This is a genomic window from Carnobacterium sp. GW821-FHT04C06, from assembly GCF_059420345.1.
Genome location: NZ_JBWKTN010000002.1, coordinates 66,446 through 87,327, shown reverse-complemented (window position 1 = coordinate 87,327; position 20,882 = coordinate 66,446). Strand labels below are relative to the sequence as shown.

The 20,882-nt window shown below is 34.4% G+C and carries 19 protein-coding genes; 1 reads left to right on the top strand and 18 read right to left on the bottom strand.

What is annotated here, in order from left to right:
- Nucleotides 1-84: 84 nt before the first annotated feature.
- The 7 genes from phoU to AC07SW_RS03665 all read right to left on the bottom strand — a co-directional run bounded on the left by phoU (nt 85) and on the right by AC07SW_RS03665 (nt 6,331).
- Nucleotides 85-753, bottom strand: a complete 669-nt coding sequence (phoU, locus tag AC07SW_RS03695; RefSeq protein ID WP_034571415.1) for a phosphate signaling complex protein PhoU — start codon at nt 751-753, stop codon at nt 85-87.
- Nucleotides 754-779: 26 nt separating this feature from the next.
- Complete coding sequence (gene pstB / locus AC07SW_RS03690) at nt 780-1,544, bottom strand: phosphate ABC transporter ATP-binding protein PstB (RefSeq protein ID WP_034571417.1); 765 nt, start codon at nt 1,542-1,544, stop codon at nt 780-782.
- Between the two features lie 12 nt (nt 1,545-1,556).
- A complete protein-coding gene (pstB, locus tag AC07SW_RS03685) occupies nt 1,557-2,324 on the bottom strand; it encodes a phosphate ABC transporter ATP-binding protein PstB (protein ID WP_135022658.1) in 768 nt (255 codons plus the stop codon).
- Between the two features lie 80 nt (nt 2,325-2,404).
- The gene (pstA, locus tag AC07SW_RS03680) at nt 2,405-3,289 is read right to left on the bottom strand and encodes a phosphate ABC transporter permease PstA (protein WP_311780500.1); all 885 of its coding nucleotides are present in this window, start codon (nt 3,287-3,289) and stop codon (nt 2,405-2,407) included.
- Complete coding sequence (gene pstC / locus AC07SW_RS03675; protein WP_034571423.1) at nt 3,290-4,210, bottom strand: phosphate ABC transporter permease subunit PstC; 921 nt, start codon at nt 4,208-4,210, stop codon at nt 3,290-3,292.
- Nucleotides 4,211-4,410: 200 nt separating this feature from the next.
- On the bottom strand, nt 4,411-5,310 hold the full coding sequence (locus AC07SW_RS03670) for a phosphate ABC transporter substrate-binding protein PstS family protein (protein ID WP_494632252.1): 900 nt from the start codon (nt 5,308-5,310) through the stop codon (nt 4,411-4,413).
- A 154-nt stretch (nt 5,311-5,464) separates the two neighbouring features.
- Nucleotides 5,465-6,331, bottom strand: a complete 867-nt coding sequence (locus AC07SW_RS03665) for a phosphate ABC transporter substrate-binding protein PstS family protein (protein ID WP_119907626.1) — start codon at nt 6,329-6,331, stop codon at nt 5,465-5,467.
- 276 nt (nt 6,332-6,607) lie between these two features.
- Here AC07SW_RS03665 and AC07SW_RS03660 point away from each other — a divergent pair, with 276 nt between their 5' ends.
- Nucleotides 6,608-6,739 (top strand): hypothetical protein, encoded by a 132-nt coding sequence (locus AC07SW_RS03660; protein WP_255309860.1) that lies wholly within the window; start codon nt 6,608-6,610, stop codon nt 6,737-6,739.
- 322 nt (nt 6,740-7,061) lie between these two features.
- On the opposite strand, the gene pnpS is transcribed toward AC07SW_RS03660, so the two are convergent.
- The 11 genes from pnpS to AC07SW_RS03605 all read right to left on the bottom strand — a co-directional run bounded on the left by pnpS (nt 7,062) and on the right by AC07SW_RS03605 (nt 20,852).
- Nucleotides 7,062-8,837 carry a two-component system histidine kinase PnpS gene (gene pnpS, locus AC07SW_RS03655; protein ID WP_490264046.1) on the bottom strand — a complete coding sequence of 592 codons (1,776 nt, stop codon included), beginning with the start codon at nt 8,835-8,837 and terminating at the stop codon, nt 7,062-7,064.
- Nucleotides 8,834-9,550: a response regulator transcription factor gene (locus AC07SW_RS03650; RefSeq protein ID WP_311780499.1), complete on the bottom strand. Its 717-nt coding sequence runs from the start codon at nt 9,548-9,550 to the stop codon at nt 8,834-8,836. Before AC07SW_RS03650 ends, pnpS begins: the two co-directional genes overlap by 4 nt.
- Before the next feature lie 36 nt (nt 9,551-9,586).
- Nucleotides 9,587-10,783, bottom strand: coding sequence for a hypothetical protein (locus AC07SW_RS03645; RefSeq protein ID WP_311908275.1), 1,197 nt, complete (start codon nt 10,781-10,783; stop codon nt 9,587-9,589).
- A 194-nt stretch (nt 10,784-10,977) separates the two neighbouring features.
- Complete coding sequence (locus tag AC07SW_RS03640) at nt 10,978-12,150, bottom strand: C40 family peptidase (RefSeq protein ID WP_494632251.1); 1,173 nt, start codon at nt 12,148-12,150, stop codon at nt 10,978-10,980.
- A gap of 50 nt (nt 12,151-12,200) precedes the next feature.
- Nucleotides 12,201-13,088, bottom strand: a complete 888-nt coding sequence (ftsX, locus tag AC07SW_RS03635) for a permease-like cell division protein FtsX (protein WP_119907623.1) — start codon at nt 13,086-13,088, stop codon at nt 12,201-12,203.
- A complete protein-coding gene (gene ftsE / locus AC07SW_RS03630) occupies nt 13,078-13,764 on the bottom strand; it encodes a cell division ATP-binding protein FtsE (protein ID WP_034571436.1) in 687 nt (228 codons plus the stop codon). The genes ftsX and ftsE overlap by 11 nt, the downstream gene beginning before the upstream one ends.
- Before the next feature lie 354 nt (nt 13,765-14,118).
- Nucleotides 14,119-15,229 (bottom strand): peptide chain release factor 2 gene (gene prfB / locus AC07SW_RS03625; RefSeq protein ID WP_115588660.1). Its coding sequence is split into 2 segments (ribosomal slippage): nt 14,119-15,156 and nt 15,158-15,229, totalling 1,110 coding nucleotides; the frame shifts between segments, so codons are not numbered across the junction.
- A 95-nt stretch (nt 15,230-15,324) separates the two neighbouring features.
- A complete protein-coding gene (gene secA, locus AC07SW_RS03620) occupies nt 15,325-17,853 on the bottom strand; it encodes a preprotein translocase subunit SecA (protein ID WP_135022448.1) in 2,529 nt (842 codons plus the stop codon).
- 279 nt (nt 17,854-18,132) lie between these two features.
- Nucleotides 18,133-18,669: a ribosome hibernation-promoting factor, HPF/YfiA family gene (gene hpf, locus AC07SW_RS03615; protein WP_034571442.1), complete on the bottom strand. Its 537-nt coding sequence runs from the start codon at nt 18,667-18,669 to the stop codon at nt 18,133-18,135.
- A 138-nt stretch (nt 18,670-18,807) separates the two neighbouring features.
- The gene (locus tag AC07SW_RS03610; protein WP_135017621.1) at nt 18,808-19,500 is read right to left on the bottom strand and encodes a ComF family protein; all 693 of its coding nucleotides are present in this window, start codon (nt 19,498-19,500) and stop codon (nt 18,808-18,810) included.
- Complete coding sequence (locus AC07SW_RS03605) at nt 19,494-20,852, bottom strand: ATP-dependent helicase ComFA (RefSeq protein ID WP_494632249.1); 1,359 nt, start codon at nt 20,850-20,852, stop codon at nt 19,494-19,496. Before AC07SW_RS03605 ends, AC07SW_RS03610 begins: the two co-directional genes overlap by 7 nt.
- Nucleotides 20,853-20,882: the final 30 nt, after the last annotated feature.

The following is a 20,882-nucleotide window of genomic DNA, read 5'->3' as shown; positions in this document are numbered from 1 at the left end:
TCTATATTATCATATGTTTATTTTTATTTCAAGTCAAAACAAAAAAATGACAAAAGTTAAACTTGCTAACTTTTGCCATTCATTTTATTTTTTATTTGTTGTATTTAATTCAGATACTTTTCCAGTAGAAAGGTAAACAATCCACTCACAAATATTGGTAACGTAATCACCAATACGTTCTAAGTAACCTGCAACTAACATATAATCTGAAGCTCCCACAACGATTTCTGAGTTGGCCTTCATTTCTTCAATACAGCTTTTATAGATTTGCTTGAAGTATAAATCAACTTCTCCATCCATTTTTGCGATTTTTTTGGCTTTCTTAGAATCATTTTTTACGTAAGCTTCTAAAACTTCCTCCACCATCACTTTTACTTTATCTGCCATATCTGCAATTTCTGCTTCAATTTCAGGGATGCGTTTGTTTCCTTTTACTCGAATAGTTGATTTCGCAATACTTACTGCATGATCCGCCATTCTCTCTAAATCTGAGCTTGCCTTCATTACCGTTACAATAATTCTCAAATCTGTTGTAACCGGTTGTTGTAAAGCTATCATTTCAAAACTTCTTTTTTCTAAATCTAATTCACGTTCATTAATGAAATGGTCATTAGCAATAACCTCTTTTGCTAACTCTTTATCGTGATTGATAAAAGCTTTAACCGATTTATAGATGGCTTCATTTACCATCATGCCCATCTCAGAAAAACGCAAGTGTAAGTCATTTAATTCCTCTTCAAAAACTCGTCTCACGGATAATTCCTCCTCATTATTTTTAATTAACCAAAGCGTCCAGAAATATAGTCATCGGTTTCTTTTTCGTGTGGATTTGTAAAGATTTGTCTTGTATCTCCAAATTCAATTAAATCTCCTTGTAAAAAGAATGCTGTCTTATCTGAAATACGTGACGCTTGTTGCATATTGTGGGTTACCATTATCATGGTATAATATTCTTTCAATTCTAGCAACATATTTTCGATTTTCCCACTTGAAACGGGATCTAAAGCACTTGTTGGTTCATCTAATAGAATGACTTCTGGTTCTACTGCCAATACTCTTGCAATACACACACGCTGTTGCTGTCCACCAGATAATGAGAGCGCACTTTTATTCAGCTTATCCTTAACATCTTCCCAAACTGCCGCTTTTTTTAAACTCTCTTCTACAATAGCATCCATCTTCGCTTTGTCCTTCATGCCTGCAATCTTTAACCCATAGGCAACATTGTCATAAATTGAGAATGGAAAAGGATTTGGCTGTTGAAAAACCATTCCAACTTGCTTTCTTAACTTAACCGTATCCATCTTAGGACCGTAAATATCTTCGCCTTTTAACAGCACCGTTCCATTGATTGTAACGTTTGGAATCAAATCATTCATTCGATTCAAAGTTCTTAGATACGTTGATTTCCCACAACCACTTGGACCAATCAAAGCGGTAATTCCCTTAGGTTCAAAATCTAATGAAATGCCTTTTAGGGCTTCATTTTTTCCATAGTATAAATGAACATTTCGTGACTCAATTACATAATTTTTTTCACTCACCTTTGATTCCTCCTATCCAAAGTGTCCTGATACATAGTCTTCTGTCGACTGAATCTTAGGTCTTGTAAAGACTTTTCTAGTTTCATCGTATTCAATCACATTTCCCATATAGAAAAAGGCTGTATAGTCACTGATACGAGCAGCTTGTTGCATATTATGCGTCACAATTACAATTGTGTAATGTTCTTTTAAAGAAAGTAACGTATCTTCTACCTTGCTTGTTGAAATTGGATCTAGTGCACTTGCGGGCTCATCTAGTAACAGTATATCAGGTTTCATTGCAATGGCTCTAGCAATACACAAACGTTGTTGTTGGCCACCTGATAACGCTAACGCACTTTTATGCAAATTATCTTTAACTTGGTCCCATAAAGCGGCTTGTTTTAAACTGGTTTCAACTATTTCATCTAATTCATGCTTATCTTTCAGGCCATGACGTTTTAATGCAAATGTAATATTTTCATAAATTGATTTACTAAATGGGTTGGGACGTTGAAAAACCATGCCGATATTTTTACGCATTTCATACACATCAATATTATCGGCATTAACGTCAATTCCTTGATACATGATCTCACCCGTTACTTTAGTACCCGAAATTTCATCATTCATACGGTTCAACGCACGTAAGTAAGTTGATTTCCCACAGCCACTTGGACCAATTAATGAAGCAATTTTATTTTTTTCAAATTCTAAAGAAACACCTTTAATGGCTTCATTTTGACCATACCATACATGAAGATCATTGGTTTTTAAAGCGACATCTTGACCACGATCCATTTTAAAAATATTGGTTTCAAGCTGATTTTGTTGTTCTAACAAGTTATTCACTCCTTAATCGTAGCTTTTCTAGTTAACTATTAAGCGGATGTTGCTTTTTTATGAATCCATTTACCTAAGAAACGAGCAAGGAAATTGAATAGTAGTACCGCGATAATCAAAACAGCTGATGCTCCAGCTGAAACAGCTGCCGCGTCAGGCATAATCCCTTCACTATTTACTTTCCAAATATGAACAGCTAACGTTTCTGCTGGACGCAATGGATTTAATGGACTTGCAATATATAGTGGATTCCAATTTGTAAAATCCAATGCTGGTGCACTTTGACCCGCTGTATAAATTAACGCCGCTGCTTCACCAAAAACACGTCCGGCTGCTAAAATCATCCCAGTTAAAATACCAGGCAACGCTGCAGGCGTAATAATGCGCGTGACTGTCTCCCAGCGAGATAAACCAAGTGCTAGACCAGCTTCTCTTTGAGTAGAAGGAATCGCACGTAAAGAGTCTTCTACAGTTCTAGTTAATAGTGGAAGATTAAATAATGTTAACGCTAGGGCACCTGATAAAATTGAAAAACCAAACCCCATTTGTACAACAAAAATTAAAAAACCAAAAAGTCCGACTACAATTGAAGGCAGTGAACTTAATACTTCAATTGCTGTTCTAACAAAATCAGTAATCCAATTTTTCTTCGCGTATTCTGAGAGATAAATTCCTGCTCCTAATGAGATAGGAATACTGATCATCATTGTTAAAATCAAAAGATAGAAGGAATTGAATAATTGAATCCCTATTCCGCCACCTTTTTCAAATGTTTTTGCTGGTTTTGTTAAAAAGTCCCATGAAAGATGAGGAATTCCGCGCCATAAAATAAACGCTAATAAACTGAATAAAATCAATACAATTATTCCAGAAATAATATATAAAATGCTAACTGCAAGTTTATCTGCTCTTTTGGCATTCATCTATTTAACAGCTCCTTTTTTACCAATCATACGGATGGCAATATTGAAAATCAATGACATCACTAACAAAATAAGTGCTAATGACCATAGGACATTGTTTTCTAATGATCCCATGACCGTATTTCCCATTCCCATTGTTAAAATACTCGTTAAAGTTGATGCCGGTGATACTAAATCTTTTGGCATTAAGGCTGCATTCCCTACAACCATTTGAATGGCTAAGGCTTCACCAAAAGCGCGGGCCATCCCGAAAACAACTGAAGTTAAAATACCGGGTACCGCAGCACGCAAAACAACTTTATAAATCGTTTGCCATCTTGTAGCACCTAGTGCCAATGATGCTTCTCGATAATGAGTTGGAACTGAATTTAGTGCATCCACAGTCATACTTGTTACCGTTGGTAAAATCATAACGAATAAGACAAAGGTTCCTGCTAAAATACCAAACCCACTCCCACCAAATGTATTTCGTACAAATGGAACGATCACTGTTAAGCCAATAAAACCATAAACAACAGAAGGAATCCCCACCAACAATTCAATCACAGGCTGTAAAACCTTTTTGCCTGTCTTTGGAGAAATCTCTGTCATAAAAATAGCTGCTCCTAAAGCAAATGGGGTTGCCACAATTGCTGATAGCAATGTTACAACAAAGGAACCTGTAATCATTGGTAACGCGCCAACAAGTGGTTGACCGTCTGCTCCCTTAGCACTTGGATTCCAAACGGTTCCCGTTAGAAACGCCCAAAGTGATACTTTATTAGTAGTAAACGTAGCAATTCCCTTACTTGCTACAAAATATAAAATCGATGCAACAACTAACACGATAAAGGCAATACAGATAAAGCTAATACTTTTACCAATTGTTTCTAATTTTGACTTCTTTGATTTTTTTAACAGTCGTTCATGAATTTCTTCCAAAAGAAACCCTCCTTTATTGAATGTCTCACAACGTAACGGTCTTGCTATCAAACAGCCTTTTTAATTGACCTTAAGGCTCTCACTTAAGTAAATAATACTGGAAATCTCTTTAAATTACGACTTTAAACTTTTTTAGTCAATGGAAAAGGCGACTGCTAAAACCCTCAGCCGCCTTTTCTCATTAAACTAAATTTCTTAGTCTATTTGATTACTCCATCATGACTGCGTTCAACTTTCATTGAACTGATAGGAAGGTAACCTAATTTTTTAACAACGCCTTTTTGAACTTCATCTGTTAGCATGTAGTCTAAGAATGCTTGAACATCTTTAGATGGTTTGCCTTTTGTATACATATGCTCGTAAGACCAAATTGTCCAAGAGTTGTCTGCTACATTTTTTTCAGTTGGTTCTACATTATCAACGGATAACGCTAAAAGACTGTCGTCAAAATAAGAGAATGCCAAGTAACTGATTGCTCCTGGTGTTTCAGAAACAATTTTACGAACAGCACCCGATGAATCTTGCTCTTGGGCTTGGATTGCTTTTTGTCCATCTAATGCCCATTTTTCAAAAGACGCTCGTGTTCCACTTCCGCTTGCACGATTTAAAACAACGATACTTTGATCTTTACCCCCCACTTCGTTCCAGTTGGTAATTTTTCCAGTAAAGATATCAATCAGTTGTTGTTTAGAGATTGATTTAACGCCTACATTCTTATTCACAACAGGTCCCATGCCTACAACGGCAACCTTATGATCAACAAGAGCCTTAGCATCTACGCCTTCTTTTTCTTCAGCAAATACATCTGAGTTTCCAATTGTAACGGAGCCGTTTGATACTTGGCTTAATCCAGTTCCACTTCCGCCACCTTGAACGGTAATCGTGTTCCCTGGGTTGGCTGTTGAATATTCTTCTGCAGCAGCTTCTACTAGCGGTTGTAAAGCCGTTGAACCCACTGCAGTAATTGTTTCTGTTGGTGCACTACTTTTTTCGCTTGATTGTGAGCTTGCTGATGAATCTGTTTTATTTCCTCCACAAGCTACTAATGTTAAACCTAAACCTACCGTGAAAACAACTTTTGCTAAGTTATTAACTTTCATCATTATCCATCCTTTTCCAAAGCAATGTTAGACGTCTTTTATTTTTCTCTCGTCCACAACTTTATCTTAAGGTTTGAATATTAATTTTGATTTCTTTTTGTGTAAGCTTTGTGTATCTCTTTGTAAAGTTTCGTTTCGCTTTGTAAGGAAACGGCTACTCAATTGGACTAACGGCTCCATCAACTGTTCTTGTTACTTTCATATCAGCAGAAGGTAGATACCCTAATTTTTTTACAACTGTTTTTTGAATATCAGGTGATAAAATGAATTCAATAAAATCTTTTGTTAATCCTGTTGGCTCTCCTTTTGTATACATATGCTCGTAAGACCAAATCGTCCATTTATTCGTTGTTACATTTTTATCTGTTGGTTCCACGCCATCAATTGATAGAGCCTTAACCGTATCATTGACGTATGAAAATGCCACATAACTGATAGCCCCTGGTGTATCTCCAACAATTTGGCGAACCATTCCTGTTGAATCTTGCTCTTGGGCTTGGATACTTTCTTTCCCGTCTAAGGCCCATTTTTCAAAAGTAGAGCGTGTTCCACTTCCTGTTGCACGATTTAAAATAACTATTTTTAAATCTTTTCCGCCTACTTCTTTCCAATTCTTGATTTTTCCAGTAAAAATATCTTGTAATTCTTTTTTAGTTAATTCTTTTACTCCTACGCCTTTATTCACGATTGGTGTAATCCCAACAACCGCTACTCTATGATCTACCAGTGCAGCCGCGTCAATGCCTTCTTTTTCTTCAGCAAACACATCTGAGTTTCCAATATTTACCGCACCACTTGCAACCTGACTTAAGCCTGTTCCACTTCCGCCACCTTGAACATTGATAAATTTACCTAAATGAGCAGTTGCAAATTCTTCACCTGCTGCCTCCACGAGGGGCTGTAAAGCTGAAGAACCAACTACAGTAATTGATTCGCCGCGGTCAACACCTTTTCCTCCACATGCTGCTACTAAAAATAGGGAAGAAAGAAATACTAGAAGGGCAGTTTTTTTTAATTTCATCTAAATAAAACCTCCTTTTTATCATAATCAGACAATTCATCTCTATCATACCTTAACATTGTAAAATCTATTCTCTCCTTTTGTAAATTTTATGTAAAGGCAATTTGTAAGGTGATTTCTTATTTGTCATTTTTATTAATAAAAAGTGATTATTATCTTGCTTTTCTATTGATTTATGATTGGCTTTTTTATTTTGTTTTTTTAATTTTTTTATGTTATTCTAAGTTACACAACTGATAGATGCTTTAATCTTTTTCTTAAGGAGGAATCATGAGCATGGAAAAAAATCAAAGTTTTGTTGATGGGTTGATTGAATCGATTGTGAAAAAGGCGCCCCTTTACGCTAAAAACACAACAGATCATTCAAGTAAAACTGACAACAAGAAAGATTCATCGAAAAAAAAATAAATACTTATACAATTATTGTAACTTATTTATTTAACTCCCCTTTAAAAAGACTCTCTTAAAAAAGAAAGTCTTTTTTATTTAAAAAAAATGTTATTTTATACTATTTTAATATTCCATCCATCCCCATGAATATATTATTTAATTGATTATTTTATTTATCTTGTTAAAAATCTATCGAAGTTCCTTTAAATCAACTGAAAAGGGCTTTTTTTTTAAGTCTAAATTTTTTAGTTCCATTTTATTTGAAAATATATTTTCATTCTATTGTTATTTTATAAAGAAAAAACCCATCAAAATAGATAACTATTTTGATGGGTTTTTCTCAATCTTGAAATGGCAATCGAACAGTAAAAATAGTTCCTAAACCAAGTTTGCTAGTTACTTCAATAGTGCCATTAAAATTTTCAACTAAATATTTTACAATAGATAAACCTAAGCCTGTTCCACCTGAATTTCGACTACGAGCTTTATCAACCCTGTAAAAACGTTCAAAAATCCGATCCAATTCATCTTCTGGAATGCCCATTCCATTATCTTTAACTTCAATAATCGCTTCAGTTAGAGTTTGAGTAACGGTCACTTCAATTTTTCCACCTATTCCTGTATAGGCAATGGCATTACTAATTAAATTGGTAAGAATCTGTTTTAAACGACTAATATCACCATTTAAATAGGTAATTTCTGTATCAGTTAAAATTAAGGTCATTTTTTTGTGTTCTGCTTCTTTTTTTACTAATCTAAAGCTTGATAAAATCGCCTCTTGGATATTGATACGCTCAATTTTTAAAGGGACTTGTTTTTGTTCTAATTTTGACAGCTCTAAAATATCGTTAACTAAAAGATCCAAGCGACTGCTCTCTGTGTACATAATCTCTAAAAACTGTTTTAATACAGTTTTATCTTCCATAGCACCATCTAATAAAGTTTCAGAAAATCCTTTTAAAGCAGTAACCGGTGTTCTTAATTCATGGGAAGCATTTGTAACAAAATCACTTTTAACTTTCTCCAGTTTTCTAATCTCAGTAATGTCATATAATAAAACAATCATATTCAATTCACCTTTAATTTTACCAGTAATTGGCACAATATTAGCATCTACAATATGTTCTTCTGGATAGTAAAAATAAATTTCATTATTTTGTGGTTTTTTTTGCCTGTAGCCTTGTTCAATAATTTGACTTAAACCATAGCTTTTAGTAGCTTCTACATAGGATTTACCTAACAAATCAGTTAATTTTTCACCTAAAATCCCTTCCATTGCAGGATTCATTAATTGAACTTTACGCTCGTCATCTAACAGCATAACTCCAATGACTAAGTGATTGATTAAACTATTTATTCGCTCGTCATTTTGCGCAATCTCAAACATTTGATCTTCAAGACTGTTCGCTAAATGGTTGATAACGGATCCTAATTCGGCAATTTCACCGTATCCTTTTCCATTGTAGCGATTATGATAGCGATTTTCAGATAAATCGGTTGCAACACTCATCACTTCTTCAATAGGCTTTACAATTCTTTTAGTTGTAACTAAAGTTAAAACAATTCCTAAAATCATGACACCAATAACAAAAATTAATAAAGACAACTTAATTTGTTTATTTAGTTGTGTCATTTCAGCAATTGGTTTGGACAAACGTAAGACACTCACTAATTGGCCTGATGCGTTCTTCAATGGTACTGCAACATAATAGAGGGTTGTTTTAGAGGTTGTACTTGAACGTTCTGAAATAGCCTCTGATTTGCCCTTTAGGACCTCTTTTATTTCAGGCCTTTCTAGGTGATTCTCTATTACTTTTTTAGAATTATCAGATTCATATTCTACGGTACCGTCAATATTTATCAATGTAATTCGCTCTTTGTCATTTTTTTCTACATTCTTTAATTGTTCTTTTATTTTTCCAAAATCAAGATTATCTAAATTTTTCTGGTCAATTAAGCTGCGAATCGTTTTAGCATTTTCAACCAACTGACTGCTTTGTGTTTCAAGAGCATATTCTTTTAATAATGAACTCGAGAAAATTCCAATACATAAACTTAGCAAACTAAATATTAAAATAAAAATTGCTAAAATACGAAATTGTAATTTTTTCATCATTTAGGAACCTCAAATTTATAACCGAAACCACGAACCGTTCGAATATAAGCAGGATTTTTTGTATCTAACTCGATTTTTTCTCTTAAGTGACTGATATGAACATCTACAATTCGAGTTTCTCCTGCATAATCAAAGTTCCAAATTGCATCTAGTAATTGTTCGCGACTTAAAATACGATTGACTCGTTTCATCATATATAGAAGCAATTCAAACTCTTTTGGTGTTACTTCTATCGGATTGTCTCGTACGATTACTTCGTATAATTCAGGAAAAATTTTAATTTCACCAATTGTAACTTCAACTAGTTCTTCTTTCGAATTTTCCTTTTCATCTTCCGCTTTTCCTCTTGAATTCACTCGTCGCATAATGGCCTTCATACGTGCTAAAACTTCTCGTGGGCTAAAGGGTTTTGTCATATAATCATCAGCACCTAGCTCTAACCCAATAATTTTTTCTAACTCATCATCTTTAGCTGTTAAGATCATAATTGGTGTTTCTATTTTTTCTTGTCTTAACTTTTTACAAACTTCCATTCCATCCATGGAAGGCAACATTAAATCTAAAATAATAAAAGCATATTTATTTTTTAGTGCTAATTCATAACCTTCTAAACCATCTGTTGCAGTCTGAACGTCATACCCTGCTTTTTCTAAATTAAATGCTAATAAGGTTAAAATAGACTCTTCATCATCAACAATTAAAACTCTTTTCATAATAGGATTAGCCTCCAACTTAATTGTTTCTTTTCATTAAACTAATTTTTCCGGAATTGTCACTACACCAATTTCATGTGGTGAGTCTTCATATATTGCTGTTTGCTCTAATCGGTACTCACCATCAATTTGTTTAATCTTTAAATGACAGTATGCACTATTTATTTTTAGTGCTTGGTAAAAATCATCTTCTGTTTTAATTGGTACATCATTACAAGTCACGATTGTATCCCCAACACTCAACTTCATTTTAGCCGCTGGTGTTGCTGGGCGAATTCCAAGAACTTTTAACCCTTCATCATTGCTTCCATATAAAAAGGACCAATTATGTTCTCTATTTCGATGACGTAAGTATACAGCGATAGCTCCTATAAACATAATTAAATAGCTAATCCATGTGAATGCTGACCAGACAATATTAATGCCGATTAAAACAACCAATACACCCATTAATATCATTAAATCTTTGACAACAAGTTTTAAAGCCTGTTGAGGAATTTGAGCTTGAACTTTTAACTGCAAGCCTAATAAAATTGGTAAAAATAATACGGTATAGGTCTGATTCCCAATCCCAAAGACTGGCCACCAATCAAAAACTGCAGTAAATAAATTACCTGGTACGATTATTAATAATGGCAATACCCAAAAAGGTTTTAAAAAATAACTTCCAACCCATTTGCCACGACTTGTTTTTAGAAAATCAGGAGATAAGTGCTTCATTTTATAAAAGCTTAAACTAAAAATAGTTACGAGTAACACTAGGAACATTACTACTAATCCATTTACCAGTAAATGGTTATTGAAAAAATTCAGCTGCTCGACAGAATAGCCCATTATATTCAGATTGCTTGATGAATTAGTTTCCAGTATCCAATTCGTTACACTTAAGAGTAAAGCTGTTACTGGAAATGTGATGATTGGATGAATGTAACGTGTTCCAAAAAGCACTAAAAGAATAAGTGTTGATATTTGATAAAAAACAATCCATTCAATTGTCAAAGGCACTCCAAGGACTGTTAATAAAATAGAAGCAATTACCCCCGGAAGTAATCCCATTACTAAAAAGTCTTTCACTTCAAACCATTCTTTAAAGATAGCTACTCGATAGATTTTTCTTTCTGTTCGAATTCTTTTTAGACTCATACCAATTGACCAGATAACTCCTACAATAAATAATGGCTGTATAAAAAATGATCCCACAATCATTAATAGCGTTTTAATCCACTCTCCCATAAACCTCATCCTTCCTTTTTACCAACACTTACTTCCTATTTTAGCAAATACTTAACAGATAATCACGAAATAATCTTTTATTTTGAAATAAACTATTTTAAAACAAAAAAATACCAATGAACGGTGCATATTTACGCCGTTCATTGGTATTAACCATAAGGGATAGGTTTATTTTAATACATAATAAGAAATTTTTAGTTTACGCGTCCGAAACCAACTAGGTATTTAGCCCAGTAATAAGGTGAAATTGAAGCTACAGCCACACCACTAGAACTTTGAGAACCGATAAATTGACCATTACCAATATAAATCCCAACATGATCGATTGATCCAGATTGGTTAAAGAATACTAAATCACCAGGTTGTGCTTCTGCTTGAGAAACACGGCTTGTTGCAGCATATTGTGCACTTGCAACTCGTGGTAAGCTGACACCTGCAGCAGCAAATGCGTACATTGTGAAACCAGAGCAGTCAAATCCAGCAGTTGTTGTTCCACCGTATAAGTAGGGTGTTCCTGCAACGCCATAAGCAGCAGCACTAACTGTTCCCCATCGTCCGCCAGCAGCAGGTGCAGTTGGTTTAGCAACTGGTGCCGAACCGTTAGATACCGGTGTTGTTGTTTCGTTGTTGCTTACATTTGATGTTGCAGCAACTGGTTTCGCTTCACTTGCTGTTTGAATTGCCTTAGCAGCTTTTTCAGCATCTGATTTTTGAGTTAAGAAAGTAGCTTTTTCACTTTCTGCAGAAGCTTGTTCTGAAGCAAGAGATGCAACAACTGCTTCTTTTGAAAGCTTTTGTTGTTCTAAGCTAGCTTTAGAAGCTTCTAATTTAGCGGCTAACATTGTTTGCTCATTTGCTTTTTTTTCAGTTTCTTTTTGTTTAGAAGCAACTGATTCTTTATCTGCTTTTTGGTCTTTTACTAATGTTTGATTAGCTGAAACCATTTGAGAAACAACATCCACACGTCCAACAACATCACTTAAAGATTCAGCAGATAATACAAAATCAAGATAGTTTTGTGTGTCACCATTTACTTGAATTGTACGTGCTTGCTCTTTTAATTTATCTTCGCGTCCAGCAATTTTTTCATTTAATGTATCAATATCAGCTTTTAATGTTTTTAATTCATTTTGAGTAGATTGCATCTCAGCAACTAACTCTTTTGCTGAAGCTTCATTTTCAGTAATAGAATCTGTTACGCTAGCTAATTCTTTTTTTGCATCTGCTTGCTTGCCAGAAATTTCAGTTACTTTTGATGATGCCTTGTTAATAGCCTCATCAACTGATGCTGATGCACTAAATGGTGCTACCATTGTTCCTAAACCAATTGTTCCGATGACTGCTAAAGTTATTATTTTCTTATTCACGTAGTTGTTCTCCTATCTGACCCTTATGATTTTTTATTTTTTTGATTAATTTATACTTTTAAGAATCTTCTCATTGAAAGCAATGATCCGAAGGCTCCGATGAAAACACCGAGAGCTAATAGTAATCCGCCAATTTGGTATAAAAATGGCTGCGGTGCTAATAGCGCAAAATACGTTCCTTGTAAGACTTTTGTTACAAAATCGTAAGCTGCTACATAAACAAAACTTAAGATTGCAATTGGAATGATTGCTCCGAAGAATCCAATCCAAGCTCCTTCTAGGAAGAATGGCCATCTGATAAATCCGTTTGTTGCACCAACTAATTTCATAATTTCAATCTCAGTACGACGAGATAAAATTGTAATTCGAATGGTATTTGAAATTAAGAACATTGCAACTAATAATAATGCAATAATAATAACTCCACCAATATTTCGAACGGCTGAAACAAAGTTGAATAATTTTTTAGCCTGTGCGCCTCCGTAATTCACTTTAGCGACGTTGTCTAATTTTTCAGCAGCTTTAGCTACTTTTTCAGTATCTCTTGGTGATTCAGTACTTACGACATAAACATCGAATAATGGATTGTCATCCCCACCGAACAGATTAAATTCTGATCCATAACTTCCGACTACTTTATCTAATTCCTGCTCACGACTAGAATACTCGATTTTATCAACATTAGATAATTTTTTTAGATCTGTTTTCAAGGTATCTTTTTGTTCTTTAGTAGCTGCTAAATCAATGTAAACACGAACACTTACATCATTTTCAACATCTGTTGCCAATTTATTGACATTTAAAAGAATTGAGATAAATGAACCTACTAATAATAAGGTTACTGTTACAGCACTAACTGCTGCAATTGACATCCATCCGTTTCTTTTTAAACTTTTCAAACTCTCAATAGCGTGTCTCTTAAACGTTCTAACCTTCATAACCATAATCCCCTTCCAATTGATCTCGGACAATTCGCCCATTTTCAACCGCTAGGACACGGTGTTTTACAACGTTTACGATTTGGCTATTATGAGTTGCCATTACCACCGTTGTTCCTTGATTGTTGATTTCTTCTAAGATATTCATGATTTCCCATGACGTATCTGGATCAAGGTTACCAGTTGGTTCATCTGCAATCAGAACTCGCGGCATATTTGCAATTGCTCTTGCAATCGCAATACGTTGCTGCTCTCCACCAGAAAGCTCTGTCGGAAACATTCTAACTTTATGTTTTAATCCAACTAGATCTAGAACTTCTAGTACACGTTTTTTGATAATTTTAGGATTTTTTTCAACAACTTCCATTGCATATGCAATATTTTCATAAACAGTTAGTCTTGGTAATAATTTAAAATCTTGGAAAACAACGCCAACATGACGTCTTAAGAATGGTACGTCACGATCTTTCATTGTTACAAGATCAAAGTCTCCTACTTTAATACTGCCTTTTGAAGCTTTTTCTTCACGATACATCATTTTTATAAAGGTTGATTTCCCCGCTCCACTTGGACCAACTACATAAACAAATTCACCTTGTTCGATACGAACGGTTAAACCATTTGCAGCAGTGATGCCATTTGGATATTTTTTATAGACATTCAACATTTCTATCATATAATCACCTTACTTTTCTAGTTTTGCTATCATTATCAGGTGTTTCTTACTAAATTAGGATTCATTAGTTATACTTTTCCCAACGCTTATCCATTATAGCATTATATGCATTTAAGTCTGTTGTATTTTCTTTACAAATATATTTCAATGTTAGTTAAAAATGTAATGAATTGTCTTATTAGAGATGATTTCACTTCGATAAATCAAATATGACTTTTTATTATTCATTTTCTTGTTTTTTTGCAGTTTATTCCCCACTTTAAATCACCATAATCGTCTTTTTTGGGTTTCGTTTTTTACTATTGTAACAATAAAAAAGAAAAAAGTTGCCAAATAAGGCAACTTTTTTCTTTTTTATTCATTTAGTAACATTGTGCTCTTTAAATAAGCATCTATAAATGGGTCTAAATCTCCATCCATAACTCCTTGTACATTTCCTGTTTCATAGTTTGTTCGGTGATCTTTAATCATTGAGTAAGGATGGAATACATAGGATCTAATTTGCGAACCCCAACCAATTTCTTTTTGTTCACCGCGAATTTCTGCTAGCTCTTTTTCTTTTTCTTCTAATTCTAGCTGATATAGCTTAGCTTTTAACATTCCCATTGCTTGATCTCTATTTTTCAATTGTGAACGTTGCGCTTGACTAGCTACAACAATCCCTGTTGGAATATGAGTAATTCGAACTGCGGAATCAGTTTTATTAATATGTTGACCACCCGCACCACTTGCTCGATAGGTATCTACTTTTAAGTCATCATTGTTAATGGCCACAGTTTCGGCATCTTCAATTTCTGGCATGACATCAATTGAAACAAACGAGGTGTGACGTCTACCAGCTGAATCAAATGGTGAAATACGAACTAAACGATGAACTCCTTTTTCAGCTTTTAAATAACCATAGGCATTGTGGCCTTTAATTAAAAGAGTTACACTTTTGATTCCGGCTTCTTCTCCATCTTGATAATCAAGTGTTTCTACTTTGAAACCTTTTTTTTCGGCCCAACGCATATACATTCTAAGAAGCATACTTCCCCAATCCTGTGACTCTGTGCCACCTGCTCCAGGGTGCAATTCAATAATCGCATTGTTTTTATCATAGGGAGCACTTAAAAGCATGTCCAATTCATATTTGTCTAGATCTTTTTGAAATTCTTGATAATTTTCTTCTAGTTCTTTTTCTAATTCTTCATCTGGTTCTTCTTTTACCATTTCTAACAAGATTTCTAAGTCTTCTTTGGTTTGAGATAACTCTTTAAACTGATTGTATTTTTCTTTTAGACTATTGGCTTCATTGATAACTCCTTGCGCCTTAGTTCCATCGTCCCAAAAACCAGGTTCCGTCATTCTGTTATCAAGTTCTGCAATATCTTGTTCCATTGTCTCTAAGTCAAAGAGACCTCCCAAAGCCTGCAATTTTATCTGTTGCTTTAGCTAAATTATTCCTGATTTCACTTAATTCCATCATTTTCTCTCCTTAGTGTTGCTATTTCCTATTTATTTTAACAAAGAACACGACTTGGTCGCAACCAAATCGTGTTCTTTACTCTAATTTAGTTCTTAAACTTTACCTTTTCCGTGACAGTTTTTGTATTTCTTACCACTACCACATGGACAAGGATCATTACGTCCAATTTTATCTTCAACTTTGACTGGTTTTGATTTTGCTGCTTCAACAACATCTCCATCACCAGATGAACGAGCAGGTGTTCCTTGAGCTACTTGTTCTCTTTGAAGGTTTTGTCTAATTTCAGATTTCATTAGTAAACGAGTAACATCGTAATCAATTGCTGCAATCATTTCTTCAAATAATTTGAAGCCTTCTGCTTGGTACTCAACTAATGGATTTGTTTGAGCGTATGCTCTTAAGCCAATACCTTGTCTTAATTGATCCATTGTATCAATATGGTCAGTCCATTTGCTATCAACAACACGTAAAACAACTACTTTTTCAAATTCAAGAATTTGATCTGTACTATTTAACTGTTGCTCTTTAGCTTGGTAAATTTTCTCAGCTTTTTCTAATAACAAAGCTTTGATTTCTTCAGGAGATTTATTTTCTAAATCACTTACTTTTAAACTGTCTTCATGAACAATTGCAGATGTTGCAAAATCATGAATTCCTTGTAAGTTCCACTCTTCTTTTGGTCCTTGTGTGTTTATATCAACGATACGATCAATTGTACGTTTAATCATTGGAATTGTAATTTTTCTTAATGATTCTTCTGCCATGATGACTTCTAAACGTTGTCCATAAATAATCTCACGTTGTTCACGCATTACGTCATCATACTCTAAAACGTTTTTACGCGTGTCATAGTTATTTCCTTCAACACGTTTTTGAGCCGATTCAACTTGACGTGAAATCATTTTACTTTGAATCAAGATATCTTCATCTTGAACTTTCATACGCTCAAGGATTGCTTGGATACGTTCTGAACCAAAACGTTTCATTAATTCATCTTCTAATGATAAATAGAATTGAGTGATACCAGGATCTCCTTGACGTCCTGCACGTCCACGTAATTGATTATCAATACGACGAGATTCGTGACGTTCTGTACCAATGACGCATAGTCCACCAACTTCAAGTACGCCTGCACCAAGTTTAATATCGGTACCACGTCCAGCCATATTGGTTGCGATTGTTACAGCACCTTTTTGACCAGCACTTGTAATGATTTCAGCTTCTTTAAAGTGATTTTTTGCATTTAAAACTTCATGATGAATACCCGCTTTTGTTAAAAGGTTTGAAAGTAATTCTGATGTTTCAACAGCAACTGTACCTACTAGGATTGGTTGACCTTTTGCATGACGTTCTTTGATTTCTTCTACAACAGCATTGAACTTGCTGGTTAATGTTGCATATAATAAATCCGGACGGTCATCACGAATAATTGGTTTATTGGTTGGGATTTCTACTACTTGAATGTTGTAGATTTCACGGAATTCTTCTTGTTCTGTTTTAGCAGTACCAGTCATTCCTGCTAATTTTTTATACATACGGAAGTAATTTTGGAAAGTAACGTTAGCCATTGTTTTTGACTCGTTTTCAATTTCTACGCCTTCTTTTGCTTCAATCGCTTGGTGAAGTCCGTCAGAATAACGACGACCATCCATAATACGACCAGTAAATTGGTCAACAATTAGCACTTCGCCTTCTTGAACTACGTAATCGATATCTAATAACATGATGTAGTTTGCACGTAATGCTTGATCCACATGGTGAATCAATGCTGTATTGTCGATGTCATATAAGTTTTCAACACCAAATGCTCGTTCTGCTTTCACCATACCTTCTTCTGTTAATCCAATGGTTTTAGATTGAACATCGATTGTATAGTCTTCTTCCGCTTTTAACCCTTTAGCAAATTGATCTGCTTTCGTATACAGAACAGTTGATTTTTCAGCTTGTCCTGAAATAATTAACGGGGTTCTAGCTTCGTCAATTAAAATTGAATCCACTTCATCCACGATGGCATAGCTAAGAGGACGTTGTACCATTTGTTCACGGTATACGACCATGTTATCGCGTAAATAATCAAAACCTAGTTCATTATTGGTTGTATAAGTAATATCGCATGCGTAAGCTGCACGTTTTTCTTCGGCACTTTTAGAATTTAAATTCAACCCTACAGTTAAACCTAAAAATTCATACAATTCACCCATTTCAGTTGCATCACGACTTGCTAAATATTCATTAACAGTTACAACGTGTACGCCTTCACCTGCAAGCGCGTTTAAATAAACGGGCATCGTTGCTGTTAACGTTTTACCTTCACCTGTTTTCATCTCTGGAATATTTCCTTTATGAAGAGTAATACCACCCATTAATTGCACGTGGTATGGGTAAAGACCTAAAACACGTTTGGCTGCTTCACGAACAACTGCAAAAGCTTCTGGTAATAAATCATCAAGTGTTTCGCCTGCTTGATAGCGTTTTTTAAACTCAGGTGTTTTAGCCTGTAATTCTTCATCTGTTAAAGCTGCCATGCGGTCTGCATATGCTTCTACTTTATTTGCTACTCTGTCTAGACTCTTAATTTCTTTTTTGTCATTTTCAATTAAATTTTTTAAAAAATTTGCCATCAATCTTTCTCCTCTTTGTTGTTCATTCTATTTTTATTAGTTTAGTTTAAGATTTATCTAAAATTCTATTTATCTCAAATAATTATACCCTTATTAGCTGGTAAGTGCTATCTTTTTAATTTTATCACTTGTTATTGATAATTGGAACCTTTTTTTAGATATAATCGTTATGTTTCCGTTATTGACTTTGCTAAATTTCTTTATAGCGCCCTTTAGAGGTATTTTTTATTTTTCCATAAAAAAACACCCAATCTTAAAAATAAAGATTGGGTGTTTCCTTTAATTGGTTTCAATCAAGCCATATTTACCATCTTTACGACGATAAACAATACTTGTACCGTTTGTCTCAGCGTCTTCAAAGATAAAGAAATTATGTCCTAACATATCCATTTGTAGAGCAGCTTCTTCACTGTCCATTGGTTTTAGTGACACTCGTTTTGTACGGACAATATCAAGCTCTCCTTGTGAGTCAAGCGTTGCTTCGTCGGGAACGATAAAATCAAACCCTTTTTCACGAGATTTACGATTGATTTTAGTTTTATATTTACGCATTTGTCTTTCTAATTTGTCCACTACTAAATCCACACTCGCGTATAAATCAGGTGAGGTTTCTTCTGCACGTAGAACCAAATATGGTAGTGGAATGGTTACCTCTACTTTAGCAGTTTTATCAGAGTATACTTTTAAATTCACATGTGCAGTTGCATCAGGTGTATCACTAAAATATTTCTCCAATTTTCCTACTTTTTTTTCAACGTAACTGCGGATTGCCCCAGTCACTTCAATATTTTCGCCACGGACATTATATTTAAACATAAACACTCTCCCCTTTCATCTGACGATATGCCAGAATGTGGAACATCATAGGGACCACTCACTACGATGTTATCCTTAATTCAATTATAAAGGATAGCGCTTTAATTGACAAACAAAATAAGCTACAATTCTCTTTTTTTATCGAGCAATTGAAAAACTTCTAACATTTCTAGCTCCATGTTTGATTAAAATGTCCTTCGCATAGAGGATTGTTCTTCCTGTTGTATATACATCATCAACAATTACGAGGGATTGATTTTTGATAAATTCTGCTTTTTCCTTTATTAAATGAAATGGCTGTTCCATTTGTAATCTTTCTTTTCTAGTTTTACTAGATTGTTTTAGCTGATTTTTTTCATTAATTAAACAATCTGTATATGGAATCTCTGCTGCTTTCAAAATAGCTGTCACTTGATTAAAACCTCTTTTTTGGTAACTTAATTGACTAATTGGAACTGGTATAACAATCTCTTTTTTATAAGTTTTAAAAATGGCTTTCACTTCTTCATTGAATAGATTTCTTAAGCGATAGTCTCCTTGAAACTTAAATCTTTCCATCCACTCTTTGATAAACAGATTGTACTCATATAAAGCCAAATGTCTTAATTCAACTTTTGGGTATTTGACTTGCCATTTTAGGCAATCTTCACACAGCTTACTATCTTTAAGTTTCCTACCACATCCTCTACAAGTTGCAAATTTTTTTAACACTACTAAATTTTTTTTGCATTTTCTACATAATTTTCCCTCTGTTATTTTGGTAAAAAATAAAATTTCTTTTAGCATTATTTTTTTTATTTCTTGTTGTCCGCAAAAAAGACAATCTAACATTCATTTAACAACCCTTTCTTTTTAGCAAGTTGATTCATTGTTTTTATTTGCTTAATCGCACCTTTCATTGCTTTGGTTTGTCCATAATGTAAAAATAGTACCTCTCCTTTAGGAAATTCAGGGTGTCTACCCACTCTTCCTGCAATTTGTACAAGCGATGCTTCTGTGAAAGTTTGGTCTTCTGCTCCTAAAACGAGAACATCGATATCTCTAAATGTCACACCTCTTTCGAGAATTGTGGTTGTTAATAAACCTGACAACCGTTCTGCCCTCATCTTTAAAACACTCTCTTTTCTTTTTTCGTCAGCAGAATAGACGCTTAAAAATAATTGAGTTGGGAAACATTCTTGAATCAAGTATGCTAGTTTTTCCATAAGTTCAATTTTCGGGACAAATAAGAGAAAACGTCGCTCGTTATGAATAAGTTTTGCTAGTATTTGTTTTAATTTTTTTGGTATTTTATTTAACGACAACTGCTTTCGCCAATCACCTACCCAGTTGGTTGTAGGTTCAGGCAATGGATAACCGTGATATCTGGCGGGTAAAATCGTAGCTATTAGTTGATTATTAGTAATTGCTTTTTGCATTTCTTTACTTGGTGTTGCTGTTAAATAAATCAAGGTTTTTTCTTTTTTTACAGCTTTATTAACAGCAAAATGAAGCCCTCTATCTGAATGAAATGGGAAAGCATCAATTTCATCAATAATTAATACATCAAAAGCTTCTTTAAATCGCATTAACTGGTGAGTTGTTGCAACAACTAAAGAGGTATATTGATAACGTTCTTCACTAGATCCATATAGTAAGGCTACTGTCGTATGACCGAAGGCATTTTTTAAACGTGGCGCTAATTCCAAACAAACATCCACTCTAGGTGAAGCGATACATACGCGTTTCCCCTGATTTAATGCCTTCTCAATTCCAGCAAATATCATTTCTGTTTTTCCAGCTCCTGCCACCGCCCAAATCAGATGAGTTGTATTTAAATCGATAGCTTTTTTGATTGTTTTTGAAGCCATTGATTGTTGTTGAGACAATACCCCACGCCACGTTAGAAGATTGGATTGGTTACATGACATACGATTCGGTTCAGCTACTGAAAATAAAGAGCTACATTTTTTCACCTTTCCCATTTGAAGACAGTTGGTACAGTAATAGCACTCTCTTTTACAGACACAGGGGGCTACTTGACGCTTTTGCTTATTTGTTTCTCCACAACGATTACAGCTTATTTGACTTTCTGTTTTTTCTTGAAACCCATTCTCCACAATCAGATTTGAAATCATTGTCACGTCTAGTTGGTGATTGATTTCATCTTTTAAGAGGTGTCTACCAAAAAGCAATTCTATCACCACAATTCCTCCTTTCTATTAAACTATACG